Origin of the sequence: Anaerococcus senegalensis JC48 (genome assembly GCF_000321005.1) — a bacterium.
Classification (GTDB): Bacteria; Bacillota; Clostridia; order Tissierellales; family Peptoniphilaceae; genus Anaerococcus; species Anaerococcus senegalensis.
In genome coordinates this window covers 1,294,079-1,305,912 of sequence record NZ_HE578907.1, presented here as the reverse complement: position 1 = coordinate 1,305,912, position 11,834 = coordinate 1,294,079, and the positions used below count along the sequence as shown (strand labels likewise).

Below are 11,834 nucleotides of genomic sequence, written 5' to 3'. Positions count from 1 at the left end.
AGAAAATGAGAAGGTTTATCAATTATTTGTAAAATAAAATTACAATTTCTAAATAAATTTAAGCTAGTTTTTATATCAAGGAAGGAACTAGCTATAAAAGCAAAGTAAATGAAGAGATCTCTCGACTTAGCTCGAGATGGGGTAAGTATATATTTTTCTGATAACTAAAGGAAAAGAAAGTGTAATGTGTGAAGAATGCTCATTTGTTAAAAATATAAGTTTAAAATAAATTCAAGAGGTCTATCGGCAAACTCGAGATAGATTAAATTTATATTTTTCCAATGGCTAATGGAAAACTTAGTTTCTTAAAATATAAAAATTATATAACTTTTGCTATTAAATAAATAAGTCTTCTACCAATCTCGACTAGATGATTGTGCCTTGATTTGGCACAATCATCCCTAAAACTGAGTGCAGATTTATAACCGTTGATTTCGGTTATAAATCATGAAAACTAGTGCGAGAGCACAGAAGAATTTACCTAGTAAATGAGTTTTCATAAGCACGAAAAAGTTTGCTAAGAAACGTGTTTTAGTGAACGAGGTGAGTGCATGGAGAGATCTCTTTTATTAAATTTATATAGAATTAAAGTTATTTCTAGATTTTTCAATTAGTCTATTTTCTTAGATCTTTCAATTTCTACAATTAAAAAAGACAGGAATTATACCTGCCTTTTGCTATAGATTTTATTGGTTAAATTTCAAGGAATTTATAATATTTTCATTTAAAAGCTCAGTTTTATTTGTGTTTTTTAAAGGCCCTGTAAGAATCATATTTACATAATAATCTTTAGTTTCAAAAGCTATTTTCTCACCTTCATTTGTAAATTGTTCTGTGTAAATTCTTACTTTTGATTTCATAAATAATTTATCGTGAACCATTTCTTCTCTAATTTCTCCCATTGGGCTTATAAATGCTGGTGGAATTTTTGTGCCTTGGCTTTGAGTGAAAGCTTTGTTTAAATCTAGGTCTTTGTCTTTTTTGGTTTTTGAAATTAAAACTTGGTTTATAGTTTTTCCTGAAATTTGACTCTCATAAACAGTGAGTGCTTCACCATCTTGAGTTTTTTTCATGTTTTTTGGAATATTAAAAGAAAAATCTCCCATATCAACTTTTTCTGTAGCGTAAAGATCCATATTTTTGTTAAAAGATTTAAATGATTTTGCTACCATATCAAAATCTTCACTTTCTGGATAAGTTGTTGATAGTAAATCTGCCATTATATACTCAGATGCAGATGATTTTTCTTTATTTTCAACAATTTGAAAAGAAAGTACATTGCTAGGGGTAGCCATAAATATATTTGTGTAGGAAAATTTATTATCTTCAATTATTGAGTATGCTGACTTTTTATAATCGCTATCGATAATTACAGGTTTTTGAATAACATTTGCATTTTTAATTGAAGAATTATAAGTTTCTTTATCGGCTATATTATAAAGTTCATCCTTAATTTCACCTTCAGATTTTTCGCCATCTTTGAATAATTTTTTTATATTAATTTCAAGATCATATTGGTCATTTTTTGGAAAATCTATAAGATAATTATCATCTTTTTTATAAACCATACATCTATTAGGAATCCTAATATTAAATGCTGAAATAGAAAGATTTTTATCATAGTCAAGATTTTTCAACTCGTTTTTCTTGTAAGGGTCGTTTGAATCACTAGAAATATTTGCTGGATAATCTCCAAGCATTCTATCTACAAGCAAGGAATCATCCCTAATAAAACCTTCCATATTATCATGTTTGTATTCTAATCTTTTTTTCTTTTCATTTTCATTAGAAATACTTTCACTTGATATTTTATTTTCTTTTATACTTAAATTTTCGCTATTTATTTTACTATCTTCATTATTATTGCATGATGAAAAAATTAAAATAAACAAAAAAATCAAAAACTTTTTCATAAAAATCTCCAAAATAATTATTTTACCTATTGATTATATCATAAATCATTAAAATTTAAATGCATATATAAAGTAACTTATGAAACTATAAAAAAGTCTTTAAAAATTGCTCACTTCTTGGTATTATAAAAATGTAGGAAATGGTTTTATCATTTCGTTTTAAATGAATTTATTTAAAGGAGAAAAAATGAATAGAGATTTAGGTATTAACTTATGTAGAGTTACTGAAGCAGCAGCACTTGCTAGTGGAAAATATTTAGGAAAAGGAAAGAAAAACGATTCTGATAATATCGCTGTAGATCAAATGAGAGCAATGTTTAATTATTTGGGAATAAACGGAAGAGTTGTTATTGGAGAAGGTGAAATTGATGAAGCACCTATGTTATACATTGGTGAAGAAATTGGAGATATGAACCAAGATGATGTAGTAGATATTGCAGTTGACCCAATAGACGGAACAGCATCACTTGCAAATGGAACAAGTAATTCAATTTCAGTAATTGCTGTTGCACCTGAAGGTTGTTTGTTAAATGCTCCAGATGTTTATATGAATAAAATTGCCACAGGTAGCAAGGCAAAAGGAGTAATAGATATAAAAAAATCTGCTAAAGAAAATATTGAAAATGTTGCAAAGGCTTTAAACAAAAAAGTTTCAGACATAACAGTTTCTGTTTTGCACAGACCAAGACACGAAAAATTAGTTGAAGAAATAAGGGATGCTGGAGCAAGAATTTCTATGGTAGAAGATGGAGATGTCCTAACAGCCATAGCAACAGAATTATCCGATGGAAAAATTGATCTTATAATGGGAATAGGTGGAGCTCCAGAAGGTGTAATAGCAGCCGCAGCTTTAAAATGTTTGGGTGGAGATTTCCAAGGAGTATTTGCCCCATCAGATTCAAAACAAGTAAAAAGATGCCTAAAAATGGGAGTAGATTTTGATAAAGTTTATACAATAGATGATTTGGTAAAAGGTGAAGATGTTATATTTGCAGCAACAGGAATAACTGACGGAACATTTCTAAAAGGAGTATCCTATACCAAAAATAATATGGCAAAAACACAATCCCTTTTATTAAGGCTACCATCAGGAACAATCAGATACATTGACTCAGTTCACAAACTTGATCAAAAATTAGATCAAAAATAAAAATTAATATAAAATTTTAAAATAAATTTCGGGGATTATTAAAGTTTATAAAAATATAAACTTATAATCCCCAAAAAAATAAACAAAGTTTATTAAGTATTACATAAAAATAATAAAATTTTAAAATAAAATAAAAAAATGAAAGTTTAAATATTTTTAATTAAAATCTTTTTAATAAAAATAATTATCTTTTCAAAATCTCTATAAATATTGATCAAATTGGGTAAAATATAATTATACGGTCAATATGTTATAATAAACTGTATACAGTAGGAGGTGAATGATGGCAAGTGATGTAATTAACCAAGTTAAAGATGCAGAAATTGCTGCAGATAAACTTGTAGACGATGCCAAAAAGAAAGCCAAAGAAATAATTGAGTCATCAAAAATCGAAGCTTCAAATACCTATAAAGAAAAAATTGAAAAGGCAAAAAAAGAAAGCCAAGATTTAATTGAAAAAGCAAAACAAGAAGCAAATGATGAAAAAATTCCAGTTATTGACAAGGCAAAAGAAGAAAGTAAGAAAATTTCAAACCAAGATGGTGGAAAAATTGAATCACTTCTATCTTCTTTAACAGAAAGGATTGTAAATAATGGCGATAGTTAAAATGGATAAGTTTAATCTTTTCTCTTTTGAAAATGATAGAGCTAGCCTTCTAGATATTTTACAAAAGTTTAACTATGTTCATTTTAACAATCTTGAGGTCGATGATAAGGAAGATTATGTAAAAAAGGTAAAAAATCAAGAAAAACTCGCAAGAATTGATGAAGAAAGGTCAAAACTTGAATATGCTATTAATTCTATAGAAAAGTTTTTAGAAGAAGATGAACTAAATTCTATAGAAAAAAAGGATATGAGCCTTGATCTTTTATACAAAGAAGGCGAGAATTTCAGATTTGACGAAATTTATCCTCAATTAAAGAAACAAATAGATTTGAGGGAAAAAAGTCAAGAAAAAATCAAAAATTTAAAGGCTTCAAATGATGAGTTAGAAGTTTTTAAAGGTTTGGATTTAGATATTGAATCTATAGAAAATTCTCACAGATTTTTCGTAGAAGTAGGATCAATAGCTGACCAGTTTTATAATGATTTTGATACAGATTTTGTAAAAAAAGACTTTAAAACTGCAATGATTATAGATCTTAACAAAAAAGATAGCTTAAATTATGTTATAGCTATTTCAAGTCTTGAAAAAAAAGATGAATTTAGAGAATTTCTAAGAGATCATGGTTTTTCAAAAGCCAATATCAAGACCAAAAAGAAAGTTAGTGAAAAAATAGCCTTAAATTTAGAAGAGATTGAAAAATACGAGAAAAATCTAGAAGAAAGCGAAGAAAAAATCAAAGAAAATAAAAAATTCTTAAAAGATTTTTACCTTTACCAAGCTTATCTAGAAAATTTAAGAAGAAAAGAAGCAAGTAGCGAATATTTCCTAAAAACAAAAAGATTAGACTTTATAGAAGGCTATATTCCTCACAATTTAAAAGATAAATTTAATAGTGATTTGAAGGAAGTTTTAGGAGAAGAATTTGTACTTGATGTAGATGAAGCAGATAAAGATGATCCAAATGTTCCGATAATTCTTGATAATAACAAGCTTATTGAACCTTATGAATCAGTAGTAGAAACTTATTCTCTACCAAAATATAACGAAATTGATCCAACATTATTAGTTTCAATTTTTTATACAATATTTACAGGTTTTATGCTTGGAGATTTGGGTTATGGATTAATACTTTTTATTGGAACAATTTTACTTAGAAAATTCAAAGATTTACCAGAGTCAACTGACAAGATGGTAAGACTTTTTACAAGAGTAGGACTTTCAGGTTGTGTGTTTGGATTAATATTTGGTTCATTTTTTGGAGGAATAATTCCTCTACCAGGATTAATTGATACACAAAAAGATTTCAACACCCTAATGGTTATTTCACTTATAATCGGTGGAATTTCATTATTTACAGCTTTGGGCGTAAAAGCCTATATGCTAATTCGTGATGGTGATCCAATAGGGGCAATATTTGATGTATTATTCTGGTATATGGCTGTAGGTGGAGCTATAGCTTTAATATTATTAGATGAACCTCAAAAAAACATTGCGAAAATTATTATGATAGTTGCAATGGTAGGAATTGTTCTTACTGGAGGACGTGAAAATAAATCAATCGGTGGAAAAGCTGCTGGTGGTTTATATTCTTTATATGGTATGAGTTCTTGGATTGGAGATTTTGTATCATTTTTAAGACTCATGGCCCTTGTTCTTTCAGGAGGATTTGTAGCTTATTCAGTAAACTTGATTGTAGGAATGTTATGGCCTGCAGGAATTTTAGGAAAGATAGGAGCTATTATAGTTTTTGTAATTTTCCAATTATTTAACCTATTCCTATCAACCCTATCAGCATATGTTCACTCTCTAAGACTTGTTTATGTAGAAATGTTTAACAAGTTCTATGAAGGTGGCGGTAAGAAATTTAGACAAATGATAGAAAATAGTAAATTTATAAATATAATCACAGGAGGATACAATGGTTGATTTTTTAGTTGAAAATGGTGGAAACATAATGGGAGCAGTAGCTGTTGCTATAGCAGTATTCTTATCAGGTATGGGATCTGCAAAAGGAACAGGAATGACAGGAGAAGCAGCTGCAGGACTTACTGTAGAAGAACCAGCAAAATTTGGTAAAGCACTTGTACTACAACTTTTACCAGGTACACAAGGACTTTACGGATTTGTAATTGGATTTATGATTTTAGGAAAATTAGGTGGAGACCTTAACTTCCAACAAGGACTTTATTATATATTTGCAGCACTTCCAATCGGAGTAGTTGGATATTTCTCAGCAGTAGCTCAAGCAAAAGTTGCTGTATCAGGTATGAATATTTTAGCTAAAAACGAAGATAATTTCGTACAAGGTATAGTTTATTCAGTAATGGTTGAGTTATATGCAATCTTAGGATTTGTAATTTCCCTACTTCTAGTAAACAATATATAAGGCCTTATTATGAACAATCTTGATTTATTGTTAGATAGAATAAGAAAAGATGGGCAAAAAGAAGCCGATCATATCCTATCTAATGGTCAAAAAAGAAAAGAAGAAATAATAAAAGAATCAGAAGAAAAGGCCGAAAAAGAAGCTTCAAATATTATAAAAAATGCTCAAAAAGAAGCAGGAAGAATAAAAGATAATTCAAAAGTTACTGCAAATAGACAAGCTAGAGATATAAAAATTGAAGCAAAAAATCAAGTTGTAGAAGATATTTTGGAAAAATTAGTAGAAAAATTAGAAAAACTAGGTCCAAACTCATACAAATCCTTTGTTTTGAACAGATTAAAAGATTCAAAAATAGAAAAAGGAGAGATTCTTTTACAAAAAGATATGAAATATCATTTTAAAGAAGATGATTTTAACGGCCTTAAAATATCAGATGAATTCGTAGATGGTGGATTTATAGTAAAAGATGGGAAAATTTCTTACGATAATACCTATAAATCCTTGGTAAATTTCGAAAAAGATTCTTTAGAAAAAATAATAGTTGATGAAATATTTAAGTGAGGTGATTTAAGTGGATAGAGAAAAATTTATTCGAGCATCCATTACAACAAGAGTATATGAAAAAAATCTCCTTACTTCAGAAAACTTAAAAAGGATAATAGATACAGACAATCTAGAAGAGGCCTTATCATCATTAAACGATACAAAATATGGTGAACTTATACAAAAAATAGACAGACCTGAAGATTATGAAAAAGTCTTATCTCAAATGCTTTTAGATTCATACAAGGCTATGATAAAAATTAGCCCTGATGAAAATTTGGTGCATTATTTGGAAGAAAAATATAATTTTCATAATTTAAAAGTTCTAGTAAAAGAACTAATTCAAGATGCTGACTATAGCTCAATTTATATAGACATAGGAAAAATTGACCTTGTAAAGATCAAAAGAAATCTAAAAGAAGATTTAATTGATGATGATAGGTATTTATCCTATGCCAAAAAAGCCTTAGATTTATATAAAGAAAATAAGGATCCTCAAGATATAGACCTATCCTTAGACAAAGATTTTTATGAAAAACTTCTAGAAGATAGCGAAAATCTAGACTATGAAAGTTTGATAAATTTCACCAAAGAAAGAATTGATCTTACAAACTTAAAAACACTTTTAAGAATAAAAGGTCAAGGACAAAGTGTGGACTTATTGGAAAAAGCCCTAATAGATGGAGGAAATATCGACAAAAATCTCTTTAGAGATTCACTAAATGCCGACAAAAATTCCTATTCAAACCTATTTTTCAAAGAAAAAAGTTACCCACAAGTAAAAAAATCTATGGAAGAAAGTGATTTGAATAAATCTATGCAAAATCTTGAAAAAGTAATAGATAATCACTTGATGGACTTTGCCAAAGAAAGTAAAAAAGTAAGCTATGGTCCAGAAGTTATTATGGGTTATCTTATAAGTCGTGAAATGGAAATTAAAAATCTAAGAATTATCCTAACAGCCAAATTAAATTCACTATCTCGTGAATTTATGGAAGAAAGGTTGCGTGATCTATATGCATAGGGTAGCCGTAATAGGAGATAAAGATTCAGTCCTAATGTTTAAAGCATTGGGGGTTGACGTATATACAGCAGTAGATGGAGATGTTGCAAAGAAACTTGTAAATAAACTTGCTAAAGAAAATGTAGGCATAATATTTATTACAGAAGATTTTGCAGCAAAAATCCAAGATACTATAGACAAATACAGAGAAGAAATGACTCCAGCAATTATACTTATACCATCCAACAAAGAAGATCTTGGACTTGGAATGGCAGATATAAACAAGAGTGTAGAAAAAGCTGTTGGAGCTAACATTTTGAACTAAAAGGAGACCAAATTTGAATAAAGGTAAAATCACAAAAGTATCAGGTCCACTTGTAGAAGCAAAGGGACTATCTGATGCAAATATCTATGATGTGGTCGAAGTTTCAAAAGATAAGCTCATCGGAGAAATCATTGAGATGAGAGGGGATGTTGCAAATATTCAAGTTTACGAAGAAACAACTGGAATAGGACCTGGAGATGAAGTAGTTTCTACAGGAAGCCCACTTTCAGTTGAACTTGGACCAGGACTACTTGAAAGAATGTATGATGGAATCCAAAGACCACTAGAAAAACTTGAATTATTGGCAGGAGAATTCCTTAAAAGAGGAGTTACAGCTCCACCACTAAATAGAGAAAAAAAATGGGAATTTAATAAAGAAAAAGAAGTTGGAGACCAAGTAATTCCTGGAGATATTTTAGGAAGTGTTGATGAAACTTCAGTAATTAACCATAAAATTATGGTGCCAAATGGAATAAAAGGAAAAGTTAAAGAAATAAAGGATGGTGAATTTACAGTAGATCAAACAGTTGCTGTAATTGAAACAGAAAATGGCGATAAAGAAATAAATATGATTCAAAAATGGCCAGTAAGAACTCCAAGACCATTTAATAGAAAACTTGACCCAGATACTCCACTTATAACAGGACAAAGAGTTATTGATACTTTCTTCCCAGTTGCAAAAGGAGGAGCTGCATCAATACCAGGACCATTTGGTTCAGGAAAGACAGTTATTCAACACCAAATTGCAAAATATGCTGATGCTGACGTTGTAATTTATGTAGGATGTGGAGAACGTGGAAACGAAATGACTGACGTACTTGATGAATTCCCAGAATTAATCGATCCAAAAACTGGCGAATCAATCATGAAAAGAACTGTACTTATAGCGAACACATCAAATATGCCAGTAGCAGCCAGAGAAGCCAGTGTTTATACAGGAATCACCTTGGCAGAATATTACAGAGATATGGGATATTCAGTTGCCCTAATGGCAGATTCTACATCAAGATGGGCAGAGGCCCTTCGTGAAATGAGTGGACGTTTGGAAGAAATGCCAGGAGACGAAGGATTCCCAGCATATCTTGCAAGTCGTATAGCAGATTTTTACGAAAGAAGTGGAAAAGTTATAGTAAATGGACAAGTAGAAAAAGAAGGATCACTTTCTGTAATAGGAGCAGTTTCTCCTCCAGGTGGAGATTTATCAGAACCTGTTACCCAATCAACTCTTCGTATAGTAAAAGTATTCTGGGGACTTGATTATGATTTGTCTTACCAAAGACACTTCCCAGCTATAAATTGGTTAAATTCATACTCACTTTACCAAGACAAGATGGATTCATATATAGATAAAACTGTAGATGAAAAATTCTCAAAAAATAGAATGAGAGCAATGAGTCTGCTTCAACAAGAATCATCTCTACAAGAAATTGTAAGATTAATTGGTCGTGATGGCTTAAGTGATGATGATAAATTAAAACTTGATGTAACAAAATCACTAAGAGAAGATTTCTTACAACAAAATGCCTTCCATGAAACAGACGCTTTCTGTCCAATGGAAAAACAAGATTTAATGCTTGATACAATACTCTACTTCTATGACAAAAGTCTAGAGGCTCTATCAGATGGGGCAAATCTTGACGAACTTGAAGAACTTGAAGTTAAAGAAAAAATCACAAGATTAAAATTGATAAAGGATGAAAACTTGGAAGAATTTGACCAAGTTAAAGAACAAATAGACAGGGAATGTAAAGAAGCTGTAGCAAAGGGGGAGGATGAATAATGCTAAAAGAATATAAAAGCGTATCAGAAGTAGTTGGACCCCTAATGCTTGTAGAAGATGTTAGTGGAGTTAACTTTGAAGAACTAGTAGATATAGAACTTCAAACAGGAGAAAGAAGAAGAGGAAGAGTTATAGAAGTTGATGAAAATAACGCTGTTGTCCAACTTTTCGAAGGTTCTTCTGGAATTAACTTAAAATCCACTGCAGTAAGATTTTTAGGTAGACCACTAGAACTTGGCGTAAGCGAAGATATGATTGGAAGAACTTTTGATGGACTTGGAAGACCAATTGATGATGGTCCATCAATAATTCCTGAAGAAAAAAGAGATGTAAACGGAGTTGCAATAAATCCTGTAAGCCGTGATTATCCATCAGAATTTATTCAAACAGGTGTATCAACAATCGACGGATTAAATACCCTTGTTCGTGGACAAAAACTTCCAATATTTTCAGGCTCAGGACTTCCACATAACAAATTTGCAGCTCAAATTGCAAGACAAGCAAAAGTATTAAACGATAGCGAAGACTTTGCTGTAGTTTTTGCAGCTATAGGAATCACCTTTGAAGAAGCTCAATTTTTTAGACAAGATTTTGAAAAAACAGGAGCTTTGGACAGGTCAGTAATGTTTATAAACCTTGCAGATGACCCTGCAATCGAACGTTTATCAACACCAAAAATGGCTCTTACAGCAGCAGAATATTTGGCGTTTGAAAAGAATATGCAAGTTTTGGTTATAATGACAGATATGACAAACTACGCAGAAGCCCTTCGTGAAGTTTCAGCAGCAAGAAAAGAAGTTCCAGGTCGTCGTGGATATCCAGGATATCTTTATACAGACCTTGCTACTTTATATGAAAGAGCTGGAAAATTAAAAGGAAAACCAGGTACCATTACCCAAATTCCAATTTTAACCATGCCAGAAAATGATATAACTCACCCAATTCCAGATTTGACAGGATATATTACAGAAGGACAAATTATTCTTTCAAATGAATTGTATAACCAAGGTGTTCAACCACCAGTTTCAATTCTTCCATCCCTATCAAGACTTAAAGATAAGGGAATTGGTGAGGGAAAAACAAGAGAAGATCATGCTGATACAATGAACCAAATTTATGCAGCATACGCATCAGGAGTTGATGCAAGAGAGCTTCAAAAAATCCTTGGAGATTCTGCCCTATCAAAAGCAGACCTTGCCTTTGCAGAATTTGCAAAAAGATTTGAAGAAGAATATATAAATCAAGGTTTCTACACAAATAGAACCATAGAAGATACCCTAAATCTTGGTTGGGAATTATTAAAAATCATACCAAAATCTGAACTTAAGAGAATCGATGACGAATTAATCGATAAATATTTGGATAAAGACGAAAACAAAAAGGAGTCTTAGGCTATGGCAAGGCTTAATGTAACTCCAACCAGGATGAATTTAAATACCCTAAAGAAAAGACTTGCTACATCAAAAAGAGGATATAAACTTTTAAAAGATAAGCAAGATGAGCTAATGAGACAATTTCTTGAAAAAATTAGGGAAAATAAAAGACTTCGTGAAGAAGTTGAGACTGATTTGAAAGATTCTTCAAAAGGATTTTTGATGGCATCATCTTTTATGAGCCCAGAATTTTTGGAAGAAGCTGTAAGTTTTCCAACTCAAAAAATTGGGGTAGATATAAAAGTTAAAAATGTCATGAGTGTTAGAATTCCTAAAATGGAATTTAAAATTGACAAGGGAGGAAATGAAAATGCCTCTATGTATCCTTATGGACTTGCCCAAACATCAGCTGATTTGGATCTTGCCATTAATGGATTAAATAAGGTGATGGATAAACTTCTAACCTTGGCAGAACTTGAAAAATCAACTCAACTTATGGCAGATGAAATTGAAGGAACAAGAAGAAGGGTAAATGCCCTAGAATATAGGACAATTCCAGATTTGGAAGAAACAATAAAATATATTAGAGCTAAGCTAGAAGAAAATGAAAGAGCAACTATTTCAAGATTAATGAAAGTCAAAGATATTATATCCGAAGCTTAAGTCTTGAAAATAGAAAAATTCATAGTTTAGTAATAAAGGAAAAAGGGACGTGTTAAGCGTCCTTTTAATACATAAATTTTAAAGGAGAAA

Annotated in this window: 11 protein-coding genes; 10 read left to right on the top strand and 1 reads right to left on the bottom strand. The window is 30.7% G+C overall.

Annotated elements, in window-relative coordinates:
• Nucleotides 1-686: 686 nt before the first annotated feature.
• Entirely contained in the window at nucleotides 687-1,913 is a 1,227-nt protein-coding gene (locus ASHG_RS06255) for a hypothetical protein (RefSeq protein WP_040398254.1), read from the bottom strand.
• A gap of 187 nt (nucleotides 1,914-2,100) precedes the next feature.
• Between ASHG_RS06255 and glpX the strand changes: the two genes are divergently transcribed.
• The 10 genes from glpX (at nucleotide 2,101) to ASHG_RS06205 (ending at nucleotide 11,744) form a co-directional block, all read left to right on the top strand.
• Complete coding sequence (gene glpX, locus ASHG_RS06250; RefSeq protein ID WP_040398252.1) at nucleotides 2,101-3,063, top strand: class II fructose-bisphosphatase; 963 nt, start codon at nucleotides 2,101-2,103, stop codon at nucleotides 3,061-3,063.
• Between the two features lie 283 nt (nucleotides 3,064-3,346).
• A complete protein-coding gene (locus ASHG_RS06245; RefSeq protein ID WP_040398428.1) occupies nucleotides 3,347-3,670 on the top strand; it encodes an ATP synthase subunit G in 324 nt (107 codons plus the stop codon).
• Nucleotides 3,657-5,597, top strand: a complete 1,941-nt coding sequence (locus ASHG_RS06240; protein ID WP_040398251.1) for a V-type ATP synthase subunit I — start codon at nucleotides 3,657-3,659, stop codon at nucleotides 5,595-5,597. Before ASHG_RS06245 ends, ASHG_RS06240 begins: the two co-directional genes overlap by 14 nt.
• Nucleotides 5,590-6,057 carry a V-type ATP synthase subunit K gene (locus ASHG_RS06235; protein ID WP_040398250.1) on the top strand — a complete coding sequence of 156 codons (468 nt, stop codon included), beginning with the start codon at nucleotides 5,590-5,592 and terminating at the stop codon, nucleotides 6,055-6,057. Before ASHG_RS06240 ends, ASHG_RS06235 begins: the two co-directional genes overlap by 8 nt.
• Before the next feature lie 9 nt (nucleotides 6,058-6,066).
• A complete protein-coding gene (locus tag ASHG_RS06230; RefSeq protein ID WP_040398248.1) occupies nucleotides 6,067-6,618 on the top strand; it encodes a V-type ATP synthase subunit E in 552 nt (183 codons plus the stop codon).
• A gap of 10 nt (nucleotides 6,619-6,628) precedes the next feature.
• Complete coding sequence (locus ASHG_RS06225) at nucleotides 6,629-7,624, top strand: V-type ATP synthase subunit C (RefSeq protein WP_040398246.1); 996 nt, start codon at nucleotides 6,629-6,631, stop codon at nucleotides 7,622-7,624.
• Nucleotides 7,617-7,928 (top strand): V-type ATP synthase subunit F, encoded by a 312-nt coding sequence (locus ASHG_RS06220; RefSeq protein WP_040398244.1) that lies wholly within the window; start codon nucleotides 7,617-7,619, stop codon nucleotides 7,926-7,928. Before ASHG_RS06225 ends, ASHG_RS06220 begins: the two co-directional genes overlap by 8 nt.
• Nucleotides 7,929-7,941: 13 nt before the next feature.
• Complete coding sequence (locus tag ASHG_RS06215; protein WP_040398243.1) at nucleotides 7,942-9,708, top strand: V-type ATP synthase subunit A; 1,767 nt, start codon at nucleotides 7,942-7,944, stop codon at nucleotides 9,706-9,708.
• Nucleotides 9,708-11,099 (top strand): V-type ATP synthase subunit B, encoded by a 1,392-nt coding sequence (locus tag ASHG_RS06210; RefSeq protein ID WP_040398242.1) that lies wholly within the window; start codon nucleotides 9,708-9,710, stop codon nucleotides 11,097-11,099. The genes ASHG_RS06215 and ASHG_RS06210 overlap by 1 nt, the downstream gene beginning before the upstream one ends.
• Nucleotides 11,100-11,102: 3 nt before the next feature.
• On the top strand, nucleotides 11,103-11,744 hold the full coding sequence (locus ASHG_RS06205; protein WP_040398241.1) for a V-type ATP synthase subunit D: 642 nt from the start codon (nucleotides 11,103-11,105) through the stop codon (nucleotides 11,742-11,744).
• The last annotated feature ends 90 nt before the right edge of the window (nucleotides 11,745-11,834 follow it).